Source organism: Roseovarius sp. E0-M6, from assembly GCF_037083845.1.
Classification (GTDB): domain Bacteria; phylum Pseudomonadota; class Alphaproteobacteria; order Rhodobacterales; family Rhodobacteraceae; genus Roseovarius.
Map to the genome: position 1 here is coordinate 109,471 of NZ_JBAPLA010000008.1, position 22,387 is coordinate 131,857.

General features: G+C 56.2%; 20 protein-coding genes and 1 tRNA gene. 18 read left to right on the forward strand and 3 right to left on the reverse strand.

Annotated features, from left to right (window positions below; translation table 11 throughout):
• Window positions 1-209: 209 nt before the first annotated feature.
• On the forward strand, window positions 210-734 hold the full coding sequence (locus tag V8359_RS17030) for an REP-associated tyrosine transposase (RefSeq protein WP_442970396.1): 525 nt from the start codon (window positions 210-212) through the stop codon (window positions 732-734).
• A gap of 330 nt (window positions 735-1,064) precedes the next feature.
• Here the strand turns inward: V8359_RS17030 and V8359_RS17035 are convergent, their stop codons facing one another.
• Window positions 1,065-1,496: a hypothetical protein gene (locus V8359_RS17035; RefSeq protein ID WP_336430292.1), complete on the reverse strand. Its 432-nt coding sequence runs from the start codon at window positions 1,494-1,496 to the stop codon at window positions 1,065-1,067.
• Window positions 1,497-1,501: 5 nt separating this feature from the next.
• Window positions 1,502-3,697 carry an excinuclease ABC subunit UvrB gene (uvrB, locus tag V8359_RS17040; RefSeq protein WP_336430293.1) on the reverse strand — a complete coding sequence of 732 codons (2,196 nt, stop codon included), beginning with the start codon at window positions 3,695-3,697 and terminating at the stop codon, window positions 1,502-1,504.
• Window positions 3,698-3,913: 216 nt separating this feature from the next.
• Here uvrB and V8359_RS17045 point away from each other — a divergent pair, with 216 nt between their 5' ends.
• The 17 genes from V8359_RS17045 (at window position 3,914) to V8359_RS17125 (ending at window position 20,927) form a co-directional block, all read left to right on the forward strand.
• On the forward strand, window positions 3,914-4,768 hold the full coding sequence (locus V8359_RS17045; RefSeq protein WP_336430294.1) for a hypothetical protein: 855 nt from the start codon (window positions 3,914-3,916) through the stop codon (window positions 4,766-4,768).
• A 45-nt stretch (window positions 4,769-4,813) separates the two neighbouring features.
• Window positions 4,814-4,889 (forward strand) — tRNA-Thr (locus V8359_RS17050).
• A 434-nt stretch (window positions 4,890-5,323) separates the two neighbouring features.
• Complete coding sequence (locus V8359_RS17055) at window positions 5,324-6,334, forward strand: response regulator (RefSeq protein WP_336430295.1); 1,011 nt, start codon at window positions 5,324-5,326, stop codon at window positions 6,332-6,334.
• Between the two features lie 844 nt (window positions 6,335-7,178).
• Entirely contained in the window at window positions 7,179-8,285 is a 1,107-nt protein-coding gene (wecB, locus tag V8359_RS17060; protein ID WP_336430296.1) for a non-hydrolyzing UDP-N-acetylglucosamine 2-epimerase, read from the forward strand.
• Between the two features lie 118 nt (window positions 8,286-8,403).
• Window positions 8,404-9,381, forward strand: coding sequence for a Gfo/Idh/MocA family protein (locus V8359_RS17065; RefSeq protein WP_336430297.1), 978 nt, complete (start codon window positions 8,404-8,406; stop codon window positions 9,379-9,381).
• 1 nt (window position 9,382) lies between these two features.
• Window positions 9,383-9,958: an acyltransferase gene (locus V8359_RS17070; protein WP_336430298.1), complete on the forward strand. Its 576-nt coding sequence runs from the start codon at window positions 9,383-9,385 to the stop codon at window positions 9,956-9,958.
• Window positions 9,959-9,990: 32 nt separating this feature from the next.
• A complete protein-coding gene (locus V8359_RS17075; protein ID WP_336430299.1) occupies window positions 9,991-11,124 on the forward strand; it encodes a DegT/DnrJ/EryC1/StrS family aminotransferase in 1,134 nt (377 codons plus the stop codon).
• Between the two features lie 169 nt (window positions 11,125-11,293).
• On the forward strand, window positions 11,294-11,668 hold the full coding sequence (locus V8359_RS17080; RefSeq protein ID WP_336430300.1) for a GNAT family N-acetyltransferase: 375 nt from the start codon (window positions 11,294-11,296) through the stop codon (window positions 11,666-11,668).
• A 13-nt stretch (window positions 11,669-11,681) separates the two neighbouring features.
• Complete coding sequence (locus V8359_RS17085; RefSeq protein ID WP_336430301.1) at window positions 11,682-12,947, forward strand: glycosyltransferase; 1,266 nt, start codon at window positions 11,682-11,684, stop codon at window positions 12,945-12,947.
• 89 nt (window positions 12,948-13,036) lie between these two features.
• Window positions 13,037-14,161 (forward strand): DegT/DnrJ/EryC1/StrS family aminotransferase, encoded by a 1,125-nt coding sequence (locus V8359_RS17090; protein ID WP_336430302.1) that lies wholly within the window; start codon window positions 13,037-13,039, stop codon window positions 14,159-14,161.
• A 17-nt stretch (window positions 14,162-14,178) separates the two neighbouring features.
• Window positions 14,179-14,940 carry a class I SAM-dependent methyltransferase gene (locus tag V8359_RS17095; protein WP_336430303.1) on the forward strand — a complete coding sequence of 254 codons (762 nt, stop codon included), beginning with the start codon at window positions 14,179-14,181 and terminating at the stop codon, window positions 14,938-14,940.
• 38 nt (window positions 14,941-14,978) lie between these two features.
• Complete coding sequence (locus V8359_RS17100) at window positions 14,979-15,836, forward strand: transketolase (protein ID WP_336430304.1); 858 nt, start codon at window positions 14,979-14,981, stop codon at window positions 15,834-15,836.
• On the forward strand, window positions 15,829-16,746 hold the full coding sequence (locus V8359_RS17105) for a transketolase family protein (RefSeq protein WP_336430306.1): 918 nt from the start codon (window positions 15,829-15,831) through the stop codon (window positions 16,744-16,746). Before V8359_RS17100 ends, V8359_RS17105 begins: the two co-directional genes overlap by 8 nt.
• Window positions 16,743-17,555, forward strand: a complete 813-nt coding sequence (locus V8359_RS17110) for a sugar transferase (protein ID WP_336430307.1) — start codon at window positions 16,743-16,745, stop codon at window positions 17,553-17,555. Before V8359_RS17105 ends, V8359_RS17110 begins: the two co-directional genes overlap by 4 nt.
• A 3-nt stretch (window positions 17,556-17,558) precedes the next feature.
• Entirely contained in the window at window positions 17,559-18,710 is a 1,152-nt protein-coding gene (locus V8359_RS17115; RefSeq protein ID WP_336430308.1) for a glycosyltransferase family 4 protein, read from the forward strand.
• The gene (locus V8359_RS17120) at window positions 18,700-19,647 is read left to right on the forward strand and encodes a D-glucuronyl C5-epimerase family protein (RefSeq protein ID WP_336430309.1); all 948 of its coding nucleotides are present in this window, start codon (window positions 18,700-18,702) and stop codon (window positions 19,645-19,647) included. Before V8359_RS17115 ends, V8359_RS17120 begins: the two co-directional genes overlap by 11 nt.
• 5 nt (window positions 19,648-19,652) lie before the next feature.
• Window positions 19,653-20,927, forward strand: a complete 1,275-nt coding sequence (locus tag V8359_RS17125) for an oligosaccharide flippase family protein (RefSeq protein WP_336430310.1) — start codon at window positions 19,653-19,655, stop codon at window positions 20,925-20,927.
• On the opposite strand, the gene V8359_RS17130 is transcribed toward V8359_RS17125, so the two are convergent.
• Complete coding sequence (locus V8359_RS17130; protein WP_336430311.1) at window positions 20,905-22,272, reverse strand: hypothetical protein; 1,368 nt, start codon at window positions 22,270-22,272, stop codon at window positions 20,905-20,907. The genes V8359_RS17125 and V8359_RS17130 overlap by 23 nt on opposite strands.
• Between the last annotated feature and the right edge of the window lie 115 nt (window positions 22,273-22,387).

The following is a 22,387-nucleotide window of genomic DNA, read 5'->3' on the forward strand; positions in this document are numbered from 1 at the left end:
GAAGGGAGCGTGCGGTGGGGCAGCCAGACCTCGGGCGAAAGCGGAGAGTTGCGGTTTCGTATGGCGTGCAGAATGGCGCGCGGTTGGTCAGGGCGCGTAGGGTGGGCAATCTGCCCACCGCCCGCAACACCAACGCAAAGACGGTGGGCAGATTGCCCACCCTACGGATGGTAACGCGATGTTAACCTTGGAACGGTCAAGTTTGACCCATGCCGAATTATGTCAGGGCGCGCGTTCCGGGCGCGACTTATTTTTTCACAGTGAAGCTGTCTGACCCACGGCTGGCGTTGTTGACGGATCGGATAGATGACCTGCGCGCGGCTTATGTCGCAACAGCGCGGGAAGCTCCGATCACATGCGACGCGATGGTTGTCCTGCCCGATCATTTGCACGCGGTTTGGACCTTGCCACCGGGAGACTCGGATTTCCCCGAGCGTTGGCGCCGTATCAAGGCGCGTTTCTCGCATCGCATCGGGCGGCACATGCCGCGATCGCCGAGCAAACGCGGGAAGCGGGAATGCGGTCTGTGGCAGCGCAGGTTTTGGGAGCATGTGATCCGCGACGAGGCGGATTACCACAATCATATTGCCTATTGCTGGGGCAATCCGGTGAAGCACGGGCTGGTGGCGCGCGCAGTGGATTGGCCTTATTCGTCACTGCATCGGGATATCCGGCTGGGCCGGGCCGGGGCGGAATGGGCAGGTCAAGAGATCAACGGTGATTTCGGAGAGTAGGGTGGGCAATATTGCCCACCGTGGTTGCATTGGTGTCCGGCGGTGGTGGGCAGATTGCCCACCCTACCGTTGGCTTATTCGTCATTGCATCGGGATATCCGGCTGGGCCGGACCGGGGCGGAATGGGCAGGACATGAGATCAACGGTGATTTTGGAGAGTAGGGTGGGCAATATTGCCCACCGTGGTTGCATTGGTGTCCGGCGATGGTGGGCAGATTGCCCACCCTACGCTTGCTTTGCATTAATCGCCTATTCGCGGTTGGTGCCCTTTAAGACTCGATAACCTGAGAACTTGGGAGTTAGCATCGGGCAACAAAAACTTTTGCGTGTTTACACAAAAGGATTAGAAAAAAGAAGCATCAGCATTGTTTCATAAGCAAATTTGGCGTCTCTTTCTAAGCTAGGTGTGTAAGCGTCACTGTAACAGGAAATTTCTTTTTGACCGTTTGCCTGTAACGAGTGAACCCAACTGTTTCGTAACTTTCTTAGCTTGTGAATTCGGTTTTTCAGTTCGTCGTCAAGTTCATATTTTTCGATTAAAATGTAAAGTTTAGCGTCATAGTCTGATTGCTCTGTTTTAAGGTAAGCCTCACACGTGCTGGCGCAAAGAATGATAGTTGATATGTCGGCACCTGCAACAAAGCAGGTGTGGGCCTCATATGACATAAGCGTAGCCCATTCAGAAAAGGATGCACCGCCTTGCAGAAGGTGCTCTTCCAAGTCTAAAGCCCATTGATCGCGCTCAAAAGAATCGGAACGCATCAAAACTACCTCCCCCGCCGCTTCACATTCCCCCCGCGCTGCCCCGGTCGTCCCGCCGTTGACCGCCCGCGCCCCTTTGTCGCCTCGGCTGAAGCTTTCTCCACCGCCTGCTGCCGTGCAAGGGGATCGTCCGCCACGGCGAGGTCCACCGCCTCGAGCCGCTTGACCTCGTCGCGCAGGCGGGCGGCCTCTTCGAACTCGAGGTTCTCGGCGGCGCGGCGCATGTCGGTGCGCAGTGCGTCGAGATGGGCCTGAAGGTTGCCGCCGGTGGGGCTGTCGACCTGGGCGGTGACGCGGTTCATGTCCACGTCGCCCTTGTAAAGCCCCGCGAGGATATCCTCGACATTCTTCTTGATGGTGGCAGGTGTGATGCCGTGTTCCTCGTTATAGGCGATCTGCTTGGCGCGGCGCCGGTCGGTTTCGCCCATGGCGCGCTCCATCGAGCCGGTGATGCGGTCGGCATACATGATGACCCGGCCTTCGGAATTGCGCGCCGCGCGGCCGATGGTCTGAATGAGCGAGGTTTCCGAGCGCAGGAAGCCCTCCTTGTCGGCATCGAGAATGGCCACCAGCCCGCATTCGGGGATATCCAGCCCCTCGCGCAGGAGGTTGATGCCGATGAGCACGTCGAAGGCGCCAAGGCGCAGGTCGCGCAGGATCTCGATCCGCTCGATCGTGTCGATGTCGGAATGCATGTAGCGCACGCGGATACCCTGTTCGTGCAGGTATTCGGTCAGATCCTCGGCCATGCGCTTGGTCAGCGTGGTGACAAGGGTGCGGAACCCGTCGGCGGCCACCCGCCGCACCTCGTCCAGGAGGTCATCGACCTGCATTTCCACCGGCCGGATTTCGACCATCGGGTCGAGGAGGCCGGTGGGGCGGATCACCTGTTCGGTGAAGACGCCGCCGGTCTGCTCCATCTCCCATGCCGCGGGGGTGGCGGAGACAAAGACGGATTGCGGGCGCATGGCATCCCATTCCTCGAACTTCAGCGGGCGGTTGTCCATGCAGGAGGGCAGGCGAAAGCCGTGTTCCGCGAGCGTCATCTTGCGCCGGAAGTCACCCTTGTACATGCCGCCGATCTGCGGGACCGAGACGTGGCTTTCGTCGGCGAAGACGATCGCGTTGTCGGGGATGAATTCAAAGAGGGTGGGGGGCGGCTCTCCGGGGGCGCGGCCGGTGAGGTAGCGTGAATAGTTCTCGATGCCGTTGCAGACGCCGGTCGCCTCGAGCATTTCGAGGTCGAATTGCGTGCGCTGTTCGAGCCGCTGCGCCTCAAGCAGCTTACCCTCGCCGACGAGCTGATCAAGGCGGATGCGGAGCTCTTTCTTGATGCCGATGATGGCCTGTTGCATCGTCGGCTTGGGGGTCACGTAGTGCGAATTGGCATAGAGGCGGATATGGTCGAACGTGTCGGTCTTTTCGCCGGTGAGCGGATCGAATTCGGTGATGGATTCCAGTTCGTCGCCGAAGAACGAGAGCCGCCACGCGCGGTCTTCGAGGTGGGCGGGGAAGATTTCGAGTGAATCTCCGCGCACACGGAACGAGCCACGCTGAAACGCCTGATCATTGCGCTTGTATTGCTGGGCCACGAGATCGGCCATCACCTTGCGCTGATCATAGTCGGAGCCGGTCTTGAGATCCTGTGTCATCGCGCCGTAGGTCTCGACCGAGCCGATGCCGTAGATGCACGAGACCGAGGCCACGATGATCACGTCGTCGCGTTCCAGAAGCGCCCGGGTGGCCGAGTGGCGCATCCGGTCGATCTGTTCGTTGATCTGGGATTCCTTCTCGATATAGGTGTCGCTGCGCGGCACATAGGCTTCGGGCTGATAATAGTCGTAGTAGCTCACGAAATATTCGACGGCGTTGTTCGGGAAGAACCCCTTGAATTCGCCGTATAGCTGCGCCGCGAGTGTCTTGTTGGGGGCAAGGATGATGGCGGGGCGCTGGGTTTCCTCGATCACGCGGGCCATGGTAAATGTCTTGCCCGTGCCGGTGGCGCCCAGAAGAACCTGATCGCGCTCGCCCTCGGTGACGCCTTGGGTCAGTTCGGTGATGGCTGTCGGCTGATCGCCCGCGGCGGAAAACTCGGTCACCATCTCGAACCGTTTGCCGCCCTCGAGCTTGGCGCGGGAGGCCACGTCGGGCGCCGGGGCGTGCAGAACCGGGGGTGAACTGTCGGAATGGGCGTAGGGCATGGGAAGGCGTCCTTCGGATTTGATCCCAATGTGACGTTTTTGGCGTGAGCTTCAAGGTGGGGTGGCCGGCGCGCGTGCATTCTGCAACATGAGGTCAGGGAAGGGCCACGATTTGGCCTTGATCCGCGCGTAGCCTTGGGTCAGATCAAAGGGACCGGGACAGGTCCGAAAGACGGCAGGAACCACATGCAGGTCATCATTCACGCCGGCGCACACATGACAGACGAGGAGCGCCTCCTCAAATGCCTTATGGGCAATGAGCCGGTGCTGTCCGAGCTTGGCACGCTTGTTCCGCATCCCAGCACCTATCGCAAGCAACTGCGCGACATGATCAACGAAGCCGCCTCGAGCGGCATTCCCGCCGATGGCGCGCGGGCGACCATCATGCAGCAAATGGGTATCGAGCCCGGGGCCGAGCCGGAGCGGATCGTCCTGTCGAACCATGGCTTCTTTGGCACGCCGCGCATGGCAGTGACCACCGGACAGTTTTATCCCGCCGCCCCCAAGCGCATGGAAATCCTTCAGCGCATCTTTGACGGCGACGATCTGGAGCTTTTCTTTGCGCTGCGCAATCCGGCGAGCTTTCTGCCGGCGATGGCGCAGGAGACGAAGTTCAATTCGGTGTCGGAATATCTGGGCGGAGGCGATCCGCATGACATGCGCTGGTCCGAGCTTGTGGCGCGGCTGCGGCAAAGCTGTCCCGACGTGCCAGCGACCATCTGGTGCAACGAGGACACGCCGCTTATCTGGACGGAACTCCTGCGCGAAATGGCCGGAGTCGAGCCGACGATCCGCATGGATGGCGAGTATCTTCTTCTGCGTGAGATCATGACCGCCGCGGGAATGAAACGGTTCCTGACCTACATGGACAGCCATCCTAACATGACCGAGATTCAGGCCCGGCGTGTGATCGCGGCCTTCCTAGACAAATTCGCCGACGATGAGGCCATCGAAGAAGAACTTGATTTGCCCGGTTGGACCGAGACGATGGTTGATGAATTGAGCGAGGCTTATGACGAGGATATCTTTGCCATAGCGCGGATTCCCGGCATCACGCTGATTACGCCATAAGCGGGATTGCCAACCCCCCCGGCGCCTGCTAAATCCGCGCCCGGCGCCCCTATAGCTCAGCTGGTAGAGCAACTGATTTGTAATCAGTAGGTCCGCGGTTCGAGTCCGTGTGGGGGCACCATTTTCCGTCTTTTTGTGCTATCGGCTTTGGCTGCTTTCGTGGCGTGACGTATCCGCGTTTCGGGGTTAGCTGCGAGCACGCGAGGAAGATGCCGTCCGTGACCCTGTCGGATGCTGCGCTGCAATGGGACGATACGGCAGGAGGTGGCAGGGAGTGCATCGGTGCGATCCGGCCGCGCAATCCCGTTTTGGGCGCGGCGTGAGTGGCCCCATTTCACCGCAGGCATCATTGTTTGATCCTTAAACGTGACGAGAATTTGGCCGGATTTTTCAGCATCATTGAGCGCGCAGGTAAATAAGCATAAAAACAAAGGCTTGCACATCTTCATATCGCCTTTCCGGTGTCTGGAACACTCCAAAAAATCGCCAGATTTGATTGCTATACGATGTGTTCGAACGGTCTGAAGTCTTTATCCTGTGAAGGAGAATGTCACCATGCGGCTGCTTCTCGTAGATGACGATCCGGTTTTTTGTGATCTCGCGACCGCGGTTTTGGCGGAGAGCGGTTTGACCGATCTGACGCTGGCGCGATCGGCAGAAGACGCATTGCAGATCGTCGATGAGCAGCGGATCCCATTCGACTGCTACCTGCTGGATATCATGCTGGACGGCATGGATGGCATCGAACTTTGCAGTCGCCTGCGTCAACGCGTCGATTGCAGAGTTGCGCCGATGATCATGATAACGTCTGCCAAGGCCGCGCCGCTGATGGAGCGTGCTTTCGCGGTTGGGGCGACCGACTTTCTTCGCAAACCTCTGGACGAGACCGAGCTTGTCGGCCGAATCAGAATGGCCATGCAACTTGTCGCGGTGACGAAAAAGGAACGGCGCCGCACCAGCGCCTTGTTGGCGCTAAGCTCCTACGGGTCAGACATCGGTCCTATGACCCCGGAAGAACGCCTTTGCTTTCCGGATGTTGCGAGCATGCTGGATTACTATGAACTTGAGAACCGGCTGTTGCGGATGCAGTCGGGTCACTATCAGTTCAGCGTCTTCCGCGTCGAGATCGACAATTTTTCCCGGTTCAACCGGATGACCGAACGCAGAGATGTCTTGCAGCTGTTGCAGACGACCGGCGCCCGTATCTCCGAGGCGATCCCAAAGCAGCCGTTGTTGCTGTCTCATACCGGGGCAGGCCGGTTCATTGGGTGTATCATCGGCCGACAGCCCGACATCCTCCCCGCGCTTGAGGAGCGTCTTCAACTGCCGGTTTCCGAGGCTACGACGGAGCGCGACGCGTGCGCACACGATGAAGCATCGCTGGTTGTGACGGCGTTGTCGGACAGAAAGATCATGTCGCGGGACGCGGCCATCGCGCTTCTGCGGACCGAGTTTGAAGAAACGGCTTCGACGCAGGCCGAAGATCGGCCCGAGATCGACACGATCGAGGACGAAATCTTTGCCAAGGCGACCGATGTCGAGCGCAATATCTTCGCGGAAAACTGAACGCAGCAGCAAAAACCAGAGCCTTTGGGATCAGCGGAGCGATCGGGGGAAGGTAAACTTCGGTTCCTGCATGTCGTTGGGCGATGCAGCCGAACAGAGGCTTTTGCCGAGTCAGATTTCACCGTGTAAGACCCCCCGAACAACATAAGGTGAAGCGGTTTGGGTACTCGAAATCTTGCCTTGCCGACATTTAGAAGCCAAAAAACTGCCGCACCGGTTTGAGCTCTTCCTGTATCATCCTTCATACCGCGTTTGACCGTCATCGAAACAAGACGCTGCCTATTGAATCTTTATGTACCTGGCTCGCTTCAATAATAACCTGTCAATTTTGAGGCACGGCAGCGTTGTGTCTGGTGGAGCGAGCTGGGAATTGCTTTATGGTCTTCAGCCTTACTATTTCTCTGCAAACGCCTGAGCCTTGATTGGATTATGTCTGTGTCTGTTGGTTGAAGTGTTATGAGAGAATCCTGAGACACAGAAATTCGCGGAATGCAGCGGGAGACGCGACCTTTGGGCGTGTTTGCCTTTGATCGATGCTTCAATTCAACCTCGAAGCGCTTGCAAGGTTCTGTAGAGAAGGCTTGGATATTCATGATCCCATGATTGCTGCTACGATGATTTGGCGTGACGAGGCAAAGTCACCCATACGCGTCGTCGACACACATGAGGGGGGGTCTTTATGCCCATAGCGTCGTGCAGCTGTTGCGTTCTTCGTAGAAAATACCGACAAGCTGGATCGCGGCCTAAAGACTGATTCCAGACCTTGTTTTGGAATAGCTTGCCAGGAGTAAACTACGCCTCCGATGCTAATTGATCGGAGTTGCCTATTTTTATTGGAGGGTTCATGAAAATTGTAACGATCATCGGAGCGCGACCGCAATTCATTAAGGCAGCGGTCGTGTCGCGGCGCATTCTTTCCCGAACCGATATGGAAGAAGTTCTGGTCCATACTGGGCAGCATTACGATGACAACATGTCCGACGTTTTTTTCAAGGAAATGGGCATCCCCGCTCCAAAGTATCATTTGGGGATTGGCGGCGTCGGACATGGCGCTATGACCGGGAGGCAGCTTGAGGCGATCGAGACGGTGTTGATTGATGAAAAGCCCGACATACTGATCGTATATGGAGATACGAATTCGACATTGGCAGGTGCGTTGGCTGCTGCGAAGTTGAATATCCCGGTGGCTCATATCGAGGCCGGCCTGCGAGGATTCGACCGGCGCGTGCCAGAGGAAGTAAATCGCGTGGTCACGGATCATGTGTCGTCGTGGCTTTTTGCGCCGACCGAGGCGGCCGTAGAACACCTGCGTCAAGAAGGTATCGATCCCGAAAATGTCGTCCTCTCCGGCGATGTGATGTATGATGCGGCGCTGGTTTATGGTGCCGAGGCTGAGCAGAAATCGGATATTCTTGACCGCTTAAACCTCGTTTCGGGCGATTTCCGTTTTTGTACGACCCACCGGCAAGAAAATACCGACAACATGTCGCGCCTGACAGGGATATTCGACGCTTTGCGCGCGCTCGCCGAAGAAAAACCTATGGTTTTGCCATTGCATCCGCGGACTCGTAAATGCCTTCAGGCAATTGGCAGGTTCGACGAGATGACAAAAGGTATTACCCTGATTGATCCGATCGGATTTTTCGACATGATTTGTATGCTCCGGGGAGCGTCAGTTGTCATGACAGATAGCGGAGGGGTTCAAAAAGAAGCCTATTTCCACGGCACGCCGGTGGTCGTGATGCGAACCGAACAGACCGAATGGACGGAACTCGTCGATCTGGGCTGGGCACATATGGTACGTCCGGACAATGCTAAGGCACTGGTTGATGTCGCGCACCGAATCGAGGGCACCGCCGGAGACACCTCGACGCAGCCCTATGGCAACGGGCACGCCGCAGATGCCATACTGGACAATTTGTTTGAAGGCTTTAAAGGTTCATGCCGATAATCAGAGATTTTAAGGAAAAGGGTCCGCAGGACAATCAATCCGAGGCCTTCTAGACTTGCAACGAAAGAGTGGTCAATCCGCCTCTTTTGTCAGCAAAAAACTTACGCGGGACAAACATATGAATACGATCAAGGTCGCACAGATTGGTTGCGGTTACTGGGGCAAGAACCTGGCACGAAATTTCGCGGAACTGGGGGCGTTGGCGGCGGTGGTCGACGGGAACCCCGATACGGCAAACGCTTTTTCAGAGCAGTATTCCGTGCCCGTGCGCACCTTGGACGAGGTGCTGGCCGATAACACGATTCAGGCCGTTTCCCTAGCAACCCCGGCGGAAACCCATGCTGCGCTTGCCTCGCGTGCGATAAAGGCCGGCAAGCATGTTTATGTCGAAAAGCCGTTATCCTTGGAGATCGCCGACGCAGAGGCTGTGATCAAAGAAGCGGCCAGTGCCGAGCGTGTCCTTATGGTCGGGCACCTATTGCAATACCACCCGGTTTTCCTACGCTTGCGAGAAATCGTGGAGTCAGGGACACTCGGGCCCCTGCGGTATATTTATTCCAACCGCATGTCGCTAGGTAAATTCCGGGTCGAGGAAAATGTTCTTTGGTCTTTCGCGCCGCACGACTTTTCGATGATCCTGTCGTTGGCTGGTGAAGAACCAAGCACGGTGACAGCGCAGGGGGCGGCTTTTGTAACAGCTGATTTGGCGGACTGGGCAACTGTACAGTTCGTGTTCCCGTCCGGAGTTCGTGGGCACGTTCAGGCCAGCTGGCTACATCCGTTCAAGGAACACCGCCTGGTGGTTGTCGGCGAAAAGGCGATGGCGGTTTTCGAGGATTCTGCCTCCGAATGGGGTGAGAAACTCAAAATCTATGATCACACGATCGACTATTCCGGTGCGGTACCGGTTCCGCGTAAGGCCGATGCGCAGTGTATTGCAGTCGCACCTGGCGAACCCCTCAAGGAGGAGTGTCGTCATTTTCTCGATTGTGCCGAAAACGGCAGGTCGCCGCGAACCGATGGAACCGAGGGGTTACGTGTATTGCGCGCTTTGGAGCAAGCTGAATCGGCCCTGCAAACCTCATTGAGAGCGTGAAATGAACGATAATACAGCCTTTGTACATGAAAGCGCCTATGTGGACGACAAGGTCGAAATCGGGTTAGGCACGAAGATATGGCATTTCGTTCATGTGCTGCCAAATACCACGATCGGACGCAATTGTGTGCTTGGTCAAAACGTAATGGCCGGCCCGGATGTGACCATCGGTGACAATTGCAAAATCCAGAATAACGTTGCGCTTTATCGCGGTGTCATTTTGGAGCAAGGAGTGTTCTGTGGGCCGTCGTGCGTGTTCACAAACGTGCTGACGCCACGGGCAGAGGTCGAACGAAAGGACGAGTTTGGCCAGACGTTGGTGCGCGAGGGTGCTACAATTGGTGCAAATGCCACCATCGTTTGCGGCAACACCCTAGGCAAATATTGCATGGTCGGGGCAGGAGCCGTAGTGACACGTGACGTGCCTGATTATGCTCTTGTAATAGGCACACCGGCGCGGCGGATCGGCTGGGTGAGTCGGACTGGCGACCGGCTTAACGAGAACCTTGTTTGCCCGCGAACCGGCGAGCGATATGAGCAAGTCGGACCTGATGCTCTGCGTCCGCTAACAGACTGATATTCAATCAGAAGGCTTGGAGATCTGATTCTATGCAATTCATCGACTTGGGCGCTCAGCAGGCGCGTATCAAAGACAAGCTGGACACCCGCATTCAGGGTGTTTTGGCGCACGGCAAATACATCATGGGCCCAGAGGTCAAAGAACTTGAGGCCGGTCTGAGCGAATTTTGTGGCGCGCGCCATGTTCTTGGCTGTGCCAATGGAACGGATGCGCTGCAACTGGCGCTTATGGCTTTGGGGGTTGGTCAGGGTGACGCGGTGTTCTGTCCCAGCTTCACATTCGCGGCCACGGCCGAAGTTGTTCCCGCCACGGGCGCGGTTCCGGTTTTCGTGGACGTGGATCCGCGGACATTCAACATTGATGTCAGCAGTCTGGAGCGGGCGATCGAACACGCCAAGGCGAATGGGTTGAGACCAACTGCGGTTATTCCAGTGGATTTGTTCGGTTTGGCTGCCGACTACACAGCGATCGAAGCCATTGCCGCTGCAGAGGGCTTGAAAATACTGGGTGACAGCGCTCAAGGGTTCGGCGCAACCTACAAGGGCCGTACGACCGGTGCGATTGGAGATATTGCGACAACATCGTTTTTCCCTGCCAAGCCCTTGGGTTGCTATGGTGATGGCGGTGCCGTCTTTACTAATGATGATGACTATGCCGCGCTTTTAGAGAGCTTGCGCGTCCATGGCAAAGGCAACGACAAGTATGACAACGTGCGGATCGGACTCAACTCGCGTCTTGACACCTTGCAGGCCGCTATCTTGCTGGAAAAGCTCGCCGTGTATGGCGATGAGATCGAGGCCAGACAAAAGGTGGCCGAACGTTACAGCACCGAACTGCGCGAGCTGGTGGAAGTTCCCTTAGTACCGGAAGGACAGAAGTCGGTCTGGGCGCAATATACGCTCAAGCTGCGCAATGGGCAGAGTCGGACTGCAGTGCAATCGGCTCTGAGCGACGCTGGGGTTCCCAGCGTTGTATATTATCCGATGCCGCTGCACATGCAAACCGCCTACAAAGAATTCCCCTGTGATCCCAGCGGTCTGAAGACGAGTGAGGATCTGTCTCATCGCGTTCTTAGCCTGCCAATGCATCCCTATCTATCAGCAGATGATCAGGGCCGCGTGATTGACGCGTTGAAAAGTGCGCTGCAAGCCGCTGTAGCCTGAGAACGACGCGGTGCCGGTCCTTTTTTATTCATCCAACAAGTTGGACCCCTCGCTGCTGTCGCAGGCGCGGGCCCGGTGCCCGGATTATGAAGCAACGCTCTGGCGTCCCAGCGGTGGGAGTATAATTCCGCCTGCGGCCTCCGGAGTAGCTTATCACATCTATGGTGCCATGCACCGCCTAGGCCTTTTCGCCAATGATGACTATTCGGCGATGCTGCTGGCAAAGGAAGGGACACCGCCAGCGCATATTTCGTCGGTTTTTCCTGGTTTCATGCGCTTTCCATTTATGAAGCCGGAGGACCTGCAGATTGGGGCAACCGCCACCGCGCCCGAGGCCGCAGGGTCGGGGCTGGCCACCAGAGCGATTGTGGAGATCGTCGACCGGCTTGAGAAGCCTGACCGCACGTTCTGGTATTTGACGGATGCAGCCAACGCCGCCTCCTGCCGGGTTATTGAAAAGGCAGGTTTTCGGCTCGTTGGGGAGGGCGAAAAATACCCCCGCCTAGGGGTTCGAGCGCTGGGATACTACGATATCAGGCAATAGCAGGGGAAAGAACTTGCGAATTTGGACTTCGGTGATTGGCCAGCGACTTGATGACGCGCAAAACACTCGTTCGATGCTTCTGTGTGACGCGTTGTTGAAGCGCGGTCACGAGGTGGTCATGTGGACTTCGGCCTATGATCACATACATAAAAAATGGCGGCCTGAATGGCGCGAAGCGCACGGCGGACCCTTCATCATGGATAACGGCCTCGAAGTGCGCTTCATGAAGGGGTGTGGTTACAGCAAAAACATGTCGCCCCGCCGGTTCCTTGACCACTGGCTCTGTGGGCGAGATTTTTTGCGGCAGGCTTCTGACTTGCCGGCACCCGATGCCGTTGTCGCATCCATACCTGATCACCTGACCGCCGACGCGCTTGTGAAATTCGCGCGACGTGCCCGGACAGCGGCGATTGTGGATGTGCGGGACAAATGGCCCGACATCTTTATTGATTACGCTCAACAGCCGATGCTTCGCGCGATGGTCCGGTTGGCACTTTTGTCGGAACGACGGCGGGCTGCTCGAACCTTGGGCGATGCCGATGCGATCGTGGGCATGATGGGTTCAATGGTCGAGTGGGGTTTGGAGCGCGCAGGGCGGCCTTCGGGTGAAGAAGATCGGGTTTTCTATCTCACAACGGCGGAAAAGAATTTTGGAGAAGCCCCGGTGCCCGATATTGATCCGGCTTCGGACGCGGCCGCGGCAATACAAGCGACAGAAGGACGGATCGTTTTCTCTTTTACCGGGACATTCAACCGGACCCAGCATCCGCTGATACTACTTGATGCACTCGATATTCTGAAAAAGCGTAACGACCCGGCGCTGGACCGTGCTTCTTTTATCATCGGCGGGGGGGGCGTTGATGCCGACAGGGTGCGAACGCGAGCGGCCAAACACGAGAACGTGGCTCTGGCCGGTTGGTTGAAATCGAATGAAATGGCTGCGATCTTGAGGGCTTCGGACGTCGGGCTTCTTTTGATGAATTTTCCTTCGCCGGCCTTTAACAATAAGGCATTTTCCTATTTGGCTAGCGGTATCCCGATTATAAATTGCGCGACTGGGGACTTGGCTGACCTTCTGACCGAAAACGAGGCAGGCATGAACGTGCGCGGTGGTGATGCTCTCGGCCTAGCGGAGGCCATCTCCAAATTGACGCTCGATGATGCTCTGCGGACCCGTATGCGCGGTAATATACGGGTAGCTTATGATCGTTTTTTCGACCGTGATGCCAACTACATCGACTATGCGAAGCATATAGAGCGTGTCATCGCGATGCGGTGATATTCACGGCCTTAAAGGGTCTGTTCTTTGGAGCCGATATTCGTTAGAGCATCGAGTGAATTTTGAAAGTCGGCCAGAGGATTCGTGGCATGCAGACACATAGGGATATACCTTTCTTCAACTATCCTGGTTTGTTTGAAGAAGATGCCGAACAATACCTTTCAGTGATGAAGAATGCGCTCTCGCGTGGTGCTTTCATCATGCAGAAAGACCTGTTGGATTTTGAGCAGCACTTAGCCGATTATCTGGGATGTAAGCACGCAATAGGAGCTGCGGACGGGACTGCTGCACTCATCCTTTCCCTGCGGGCAGCAGGGGTCGGGGATGGTGATGAGGTCATTGTATCCTCTCATACGTTTGTTGCCACCGCTGCGGCGGTGCATCATGCTGGTGCTACCCCGGTCGTCTGCGACTGTCTTTCGGACAGTATGATGGATCCCGAAAGCGCCCGTAGCATGATTACGGACAAGACCAAGGCGATCATGCCGACGCAATTGAACGGACGAACGTGCGACATGGATGCGCTTTGTGCGCTGGCCGACGAACATGGGCTAAAGATTGTTGAGGATAGCTGCCAGGCGCTAGGGGCGCGGTATAAGGGCACGCCTGCGGGCCTTTTTGGCGTGGCCGGATCATATAGTTTTTATCCGGCTAAGACTCTGGGCTGCTTTGGAGATGGTGGCGCGGTTGTGACCGACAGCGATGAGGTCGCGGCGATGATCCGGCAGATGCGTGATCATGGTCGGGGTCCGGACGGCAAGGTCACGATGTTCGGTCATAACGGTCGGCTTGACAACATCCAGGCTGCGGTTCTTGACGTTAAGCTGGCGCGTTATGATGCCTATGTGGCCCGGCGCCGCGAGATTGCGGCCCGCTATACCGAGCGGCTTTCTGGTATTGAGGGCTTACTTCTGCCGCCGGGTCCTGAAGCCGACCCCAATCGCTTCGATATCTACCAGAACTACGAGATCCAAGCCGATCGTCGGGATGCACTACGAGAGCACTTGTCGCAAAAAGGTGTTGGGACCATCATTCAATGGGGCGGCTGGATGGTGCACCAGTTTGATGATCTGAACCTACGCGTAGACGCGCCTTATGCCGAAGAGATGTCTCGCCGTTACATGATGTTGCCAATGCATCATCTTCTCAGTGACGCGGATGTTGATCATGTGTGCGACGCAGTTCTCGACTTTTACCAACGCAACTCAATTTAAAGTGGTCACCGAACTCTATGAGCCAAAAACCAATCAATGTCGCGGGCGGTCTGCGCACCGATGCCGAAGCGCAAGAAGGAACGCGCAACCAAGCCCTTTTTGAAGCCAACCCGTCGCCTTGGGAAACCAAGATGGAGAATTTTCCCAAGTATGTGCGGCGGCAGAACATAACCCGTTTTCTTGCACTTTACGAGATTTTCAAGAAAGTTTTGCCGGTCAAGGGATCAATCGTTGAATGCGGCGTGAATCATGGGTTCGGGCTAATGAGCTGGGCCAAGTTCTCTGCCATCATGGAGCCAGTGAACCTGACGCGTCGCATCTATGGATTTGACACATTCGAAGGGTTTCCCGGCGTCAGCGAAAAGGACCGCTCTGCCAGTTCAATGCATGTCAAGGAGGGCGACCTTAAGGCCGACGTGCATGATGAGCTTTCGGATCTTATCGACATCTATGACAGCACGCGATTCATCGGCCATGTAAACAAGGTCAATTTGGTGCGCGGTGACGCGACCCAAACGATACCGCAATTCGTCGAAGATAACCCGCATTTGCTGATCTCGCTTCTTTACATGGATTTCGACCTTTACGAACCAACCAAGGTCGCACTGGAGCATTTTCTGCCGCGCATGCCCAAAGGAGCGGTGCTGGCCTTTGACGAGTTGGACAACCCGCTCTGGCCTGGCGAGACGCTCGCAATGCTCGAGGCCCACGCCAAGCGCCCACTGCGCATCGAGCGGCTGGAATTTGACCCGTATATCGGTTTTGCCATTCTCGATTGAGGAGGCTGACCATTATGGATCAGGAAGGAAAAACAGCAGTGACAAACAGTCCTGATTTCGACTCGGTAAGAGAAGCAGCGCATCGCGTGCGCAGGCATGTTCTCGACATGACCAGCCGGGGAAAAAGTTCGCATGTCGGCTCGGCACTTTCGATGACCGATATCGTGACAGTGCTCTATGGGCACATGATGACCTATGATCCTGCTGACCCCCGGTCGGCAAACCGAGACCGGTTCATTCTTTCGAAAGGCCATGCCGGGGCCGCGGTCTATGCCACGCTGGCCGAATTCGGCTTTTTCGACCCGGGCCGCCTCAAAGACCATTACCAGAACGGGTCGGTTTTTTCGGGCCATGTCAGCCATAAGGGTGTTCCGGGGGTGGAGCTGTCGACCGGCTCACTCGGGCATGGTCTTGGTGTGGCGACGGGGATGGCGCTCGCCGCACGTCGCCAAGGCAAGAGCCACCGGGTCTACGCAGTCCTCTCGGACGGGGAATGCGATGAAGGCTCGAACTGGGAGGCAATACTGTTTGCCGCCCATCACAAGTTGTCGAACCTGACTGTGGCGGTGGATTACAACAAGATCCAGTCGCTGGCACCGGTGTCGGAGACCCTAGCGCTCGAGCCGTTCGCAGACAAATGGCGTGCGTTCGGCTGGCATGTCGAAGAGGCAGACGGTCACGATCACGAGGCGCTCTTCAATGCCTTTGAGGCTGCCAATATCGCCCTTACTCCGGGTGTCGTGATTTGCCATACCACCAAGGGCAAAGGCGTGAGCTTTATGGAGGATTCGGTCCTGTGGCATTACCGAAATGCTCAAGGACAGGAATATGAAGATGCTGCCGCCGAGCTTGACCGCTTTGCAGCCAGCGACAGGAGATTTGAGCCCGATGCGTGATGCCTTTCTCAAGGAGCTGACCCGGCAAGCCGCCGAGGATGCCGGTGTAATGCTGATCACCGGTGATCTGGGATTTGGCGTTCTCACCGAATTCTCGCAACGGTTTCCCGACCAATTTGTCAATGCCGGCGTTGCCGAACAAAACATGACGGCGATGGCCTGTGGCATGGCTATGGAAGGCTACCGCGCCTTCACCTATTCGATCGCCAATTTCACGACGCTGCGCTGTCTCGAACAGATCCGCAACGACGTGTGCTATCACGACGCCGACGTGACGGTGGTGTCAATTGGTGGCGGGTTTTCCTATGGCCAGCTCGGTGTGTCGCATTTCGCGACCGAAGACCTGGCGATCCTCCGGGCGTTGCCGAACATGACGGTTATCGCCCCCACCGACCCTTGGGAGGCCGAGGTGTTGGGCCGTCAGATGGCGGAACTCAAGGGGCCGAAATATCTGCGCATCGACAAAGGCAAGGCAGGTCTGCCCGAAGACCGTGACAGCGTACGGATCGGCAAAGCGCGACGGGTGCGCGACGGAAGCGACGCTACCATTTTCTGTATCGGCGCGATCCTGTCCGAAGGGCTGGCTGCGGCCGAAATGCTGGAGAAGGACGGCATCTCGCTACGCGTCGTCGGTATCCACACGCTCAAACCGTTGGACACAGACGAAATCGTGGCCGCCGCGCGCGAGACCGGCGGTGTCGTGACGCTCGAGGAGCATTCCGTGATAGGTGGGTTGGGCGGCGCGGTGGCCGAAACCCTCTTGGAGGCAGGCTGTGCGCCCGGCTTCTTCCGTCGCATGGGGCTACAGGACATCTATCCCAGCGTGGTCGGCGACCAGGATTACCTGCGCACAGAATATGGCATGGATGCGAATGCAGTCGCGGGTATGGTGCGAAAGGCACTGTCGTGACCGATCTCACCCCTTCAGACGCGTCCGTCACCGTCGCTGAGCGCAACAGCTATCCTCTCAAACGGTTGTTCGATATCGTGGCATCGCTGTTGGCGCTGATTTTGGCGGGACCGGTGTTACTGGTCTCGCTGCTGCTGGTCTGGTTGCAGGATCGTCATTCGCCTTTCTACATGGCCCGCCGGATCGGACGCGGTGGTGACAGCTTCACTATGATCAAGGTGCGCTCAATGATCGTCAGGGCCGAAAGCTCGGGGGTGAATTCCACCGGCGCCCATGACAACCGCATCACCCGGGTCGGGCGGTTCATCCGCAAGTTCAAGATCGACGAACTGTCGCAGTTTCTCAACGTGCTCAAAGGCGACATGTCCGCCGTCGGTCCGCGCCCCAACACTTGGAGCTGGGGCGTTGAGCTGTATACACCAACCGAACACACGATCCTTTCGGTCCGCCCTGGCATCACCGACCTATCTTCGATCGTGTTCTCGGATGAGGGCGAAATCCTCGATGGTGCCGACCATCCGGACCTGCTTTACAACCAGATCATCCGTCCTTGGAAGAACCGTCTGGCCCTTTGGTATATCGACAACATGACGCTGGGAATGGATATTCGCATCTGCTGGCTGACGGTCATGGCGATCCTCGACAAGCCGAAGGCGATCAGCGGCGTCGTCGCGCTGTTGGAGCGCGGTGGGGCCGATCCCAAATTGATTGAAGTCTGCCGTCGCGACGCTCCCCTTCCCGCGGCCCCGCCGCCTGGGGCTCAAGAAATTGAGACTGGGGCTCGGATGTTCGATCAGACCGGGGGATGAGATATGGGAAAGAAACCTAAGGCCCTACATCTGACCACGGTACACAATCCTTTCGACGTGCGTATCTTTCACAAGCAGTGCGTCTCTCTGGCCAAGGCAGGTTTTGACGTTGCGCTGGCCCAGCGTGGGGAAGTGGATGAAACTCGTGACGGGGTGCGCATTCGAGCGCTGCCCCGCTATGGTTCGCGTATAAAACGGATGACCCTCGGTGTGTGGCACGCTTTCAGAGTGGCGCGTGAGGAACGTGCGCAGATCGTTCATCTCCACGATATAGAATTACTTTGGGCGGGTATTCTACTTCGGTTGTTTGGCGCGAAAGTGATCTATGATTGTCACGAGGACGTTGCGGCGGATCTCGATGACAAAGCTTATTTGCCCCGCGCCTGCATCCGACCACTGAAGATTGTGGTGCGCGCTGTTGAGGGTGTCGCAGCGCGCGCCTGCAGTCGCATCGTCGTTGCAACTTCTGGGATAGAAAGGAATTTCGCAGGCTTCGATCCGGTGCTCTTACGAAATGTCCCTATACTGGGAGAATTGGCTAGCCTGAATGCTCCTACCTTCAGCCAGCGTGATAGACGGATTGTTTACATCGGCGGTCTTGCGCCCTTTAACGGCGTTGAGCAGATGATTCGCGCCATGGGGATTTTGCCCGAGGGACATGGAATCCGCTTAACACTTGGCGGGGAGTTTGCTTCTGAAGCTGAAGAACAGACTGCACGCGGATTGCCTGGAGCTGAATACGTTGATTTCATCGGTTGGGTGGGTCGTGATCAGGTCGCGCGGGAATTCGCGCGCGCTCGGGCGGGCCTCGTAGTCTATCAGCCAACAGCCAACGTGGTGAATTCCGAGCCGAACAAATTTTTTGAGGTCCTTTCGGCAGGGCTGCCGCTGATTGCGTCTGATTTTCCACATTGGCGTGTGCTGGTTGAAGCTGCCGATTGTGGCCAACTGGTTGATGAGAGCGACCCGCATAGCATCTCCGAGGCGATTCTGCGTGCCGTTGATCATCCTGATGTGTCAGAGGCTTCGGGCGCGCGCGGGCGTCAATTCGTCGAAGCGGAGCGCAATTGGGCGCGTGAAGAAGGAAAACTGATTGCGATGTACGAGAACCTCCTCGGCTCGGCATCGCGTCAAAGGATTACAGATGCCGCGTAAACCGCTGAAAAAGCTTCTGGGTGACATGGGCGAGTACATTACCGGCAGCGCATATATTCCTCGCGATGCACCAAAAGACGGTGATTGGCCCTATCCGTTGAATTGCCTTTTCATGCTCGACGATCCGACCGCATACTTTGAGCCGCGGGACGGCGATGGTGTGCCTATGAAGAACTTCGCAAACTCGATCGGGGTGCATTATTTGCCATCTCGGGTGGCGGCTTACGGCTTTGCCTGTTGGCAGGCTTGGAAGGCTGGAGACACCACGCGGAAGGACGACTTCTTCAAGGCTGCCGATTGGTTCGTTGCTCACGAGGATGGACTTTTTCTGCATCATTTCAGTTTGACAAGTGTTGGGCTAGAAGCACCGTGGCTCTCATGCATAGCCCAAGGCGAAGGGATATCGGTATTGGCCCGTGCCTACGTGGAGACCGGTGCGGAGCATTACCGAGATGTGGCTGTGGCGGCGCTTGCACCGCTGACCCGCCCGGTGGCGGACGGGGGTGTCTTTAGCAAGTTGCCAAATGGCGCGTATTTCTTGGAGGAGTATCCCGGAACGACGCATCGGCACGTGTTGAACGGCTGTCTTTATGCGATGGTGGGTTTGCATGATCTGGACAGGATCGCACCCGAATCTGGCGCAGGTGCGCTGTTGCAGGAATTGTTGAAAACAGTGGCTCTCAATGCGGATGCTTGGGAGCGGGGCGGGTGGTCGCTTTATCAATACGCCCCTCGGGGATCAGGCCTTGCGATGAATTACAACACTCCCGGATATCAGAATGTGCATATCGCACTACTTTCGTTCCTTGCCGCTGAGCGCGATACCGAGGGGCTGGGGCGAGTCGCTGATAGATTGAGCCGCGCCGCAGAAAGCTTGCCACGACGGCTGATCGCTCTGGGTGGCAAAGTTGCCTACCGCGCTCGGGCGGGCTGGTAGGTGTTATGAGATTGCGACAAAAGCTCAGGGGTGGCACATTCTCTGCCATGATCCTGACCGGGGGCGCGGCTGGGGTCGCACAACTGTTCGTATTGGCCACAACTCCAATCGCTACACGGCTTTTCGACGGTGAGGCCTTTGGCACACTAGGCCTGTTCATGGCCTTTTCCAATATCCTGACTATCGGCGTTCATTTTGGCTTAATAGATACTATTCTCGCAGCCAAGGATGACGACGAAGCCGAGACGCTGCTACTGGCGGTCTTTCTCAGTATTGCAGTGATGTCCGTGCCGGTTGGAGCCACGATGTTTGCGCTTATTGCGCTCGATCTTTTTGGAGCAGGTGCGCTGCCAATTTGGACGGCCCCGGCAACTGCGCTGCAAGCGGCCTGTGTGGCTGCGGTGATGGCCCAACAGATGGCCGCAATCCGTCGACGCACCTATCGTACGCTTGCTGGATCACACTTGGCTCTCGGCCTCTCGCGCGGCGGGGGTCAGATTGGGTTTGGCTTTCTCGGTCTGGGGTCGATCGGTCTGGTGATGAGTGAGTTGGGGAGTCGCCTTGTTACTGCGCTGGTGCTTTGGCACCTTTCGCCGCCGCTTCCGAAATTGGATCGGAAAGCGCTGCGCCGGGCAGCATCGACAGCTTTGGGCTGGCGGCGTTTCATGGTTTTCCGCACTCCGGCTACGCTGCTTGGCGTCCTCAAGGTTTCTTTTCCTCCGCTTCTGATCGGAGCGTTCTTCATGGTAGATCAAGTAGGGTACTTTACCCTTACCACTGCTGTCCTATTTGCTCCTATCGGCCTTCTTCAAAAAGCGATCGGAGATGTCTTCACTGGGAACTATTCAGCAGCGCGCCGGTCTGACCCGCGAGAAGCCACTCGCATATTATGGCGCACGGCTGCGGGGCTTGGGGGGCTTGGTTTCCTGATGGCCGCAGCGCTATATTGGAGCGGACCAGAGCTCTTTTCCGTAGTCTTTGGCGCACCTTGGCGCAGCTCTGGTGAAATAGCCTCAATACTCGCCCCAGCATTTTGGGCAATGGTCTTGGCGGCGCCTCTTTCACCGGTGCTGAATGTGTTGCGACGTCCAGATTTACTCATGTGGTTTAATGCTGCAGCGGTCGTTGTTTTCATCTTTCTCTATTGGGCGACAGGTTTCTGGCGTCTAGATTTTAAGGCGACGGTTGGCGGTATTTCTACGATTATACTTGTATCTAACCTTGGACTCTTTGGCTTGGTCACGTTGGCTGACCGTTTCATCCATGAGAGGATGGACTGAGATCCAAAGTCGCTATGGGCTGCTGAGGCTTGGAGGACTTGCGTTTCGTAGAGCCACCAAGGGGCATCATCCATATCATAACAATCAGCAGCAAGATGCCATTCGAAGTCAATGAAGTGTGCACAGCAGTGTTTGCTAGGACCAAGGCAGGTGAGATGGTCAGCGCCGTGACGACCATTGGGTCTTTTCGTGCCGCTGCAATGTCGTATAGCCACATCACTATCATGCATTGTATGCTTGCGAAGAGCATACCGGCCGTACCCATGTTGGCAAACCCATTAGCCAAAAAACTAGCGTTGGCGTTATTATCTTCGACAGTAGATACATAGCCTCCTGCGATCCTCGAAATGGGCTGGGAAAGTGGAGAATTCAAGAAAGAAGACAGGAAACTGTCCGCGTAGAACACCATTGGCAGTTCCGAGAACAGCTCGATATAAGTCGCAGCCAAAAAGCCATTGTTAAGCGCCATGCGGAACGTCGTTGTCCAGAGAACAAGGATATTTCCGGACACCATGCTGAACAGCCAAGGGATAAAATAAATAAACAAACAAACAAACAATATAGCAGCCTTGGGTGAAGCTTCATTGCCGCCTTTTTTGCGAAGAAAGAAGTAGAACAAGCCGGTAATAATAGCGGTTAGCGCATTGATTTTGTGTGTGGAGATAGCGAAGGAAAGAATTCCAGCCATTACGCCGATAATCACAAGAGCGGGTTTCTTTCTGGCCATTCCGATTACAGTCAGGATAGGTGCGATAGCCGATCCCAACCAATTGCAGATATAAAAGACAAATGTCGGGATGTCTGTGAGGCCTTCCTTAATATATCGGCGGCGCTCGTAGACATTCTCGGTAAGGCTTTCCAGACTATATTCTCCAAACAACAGTGCTGCTAATATTGGGACGCCTACCAACAGGCTCAGCACGCTTCGCCGTAAGGCTCGAGACGGAGTTTGACTAAACGTAAAGCTTCGAACCGGAATAAGGTTTTTCAGTTGAATCGCGCTGAAGCTTACGCAGAACATTAGAGTTGCGAAAGTTTCGGCCGTGTCAAAATCAGCGTTGTACATCGCGAAGAACGCAACCGAAGGTAAATATAGGATAAAATACAGTAGAAGGAAAATATAGTCAGAAGGTCGTGTGGTATTGGCCGAAATGAGCAAACCAGGAAGAACCGCCAAAACGAAATAGAGCACATATATTCCCGAAAAGGGAGTAATAGGTGGGAAGAAAAAGAAGAAATCTGCTTGGAACGAAGGTAAAATAAAGCGACCGTATATATGGATGTTGACCATAAATACTGCAGTCGCACTCAGCGCCATCAGTCCTTTGAATTTCGCGGATTTCATGGGCCGTCTTTCAGTCTCGTGTGGCTCGTCGGCCCGCGCACAGTCGACATCGCGTGAGCGAAGTTACCGAAAACGAGGATCGCCGGTGCTATACACATTGGCACTGTAATGGTCC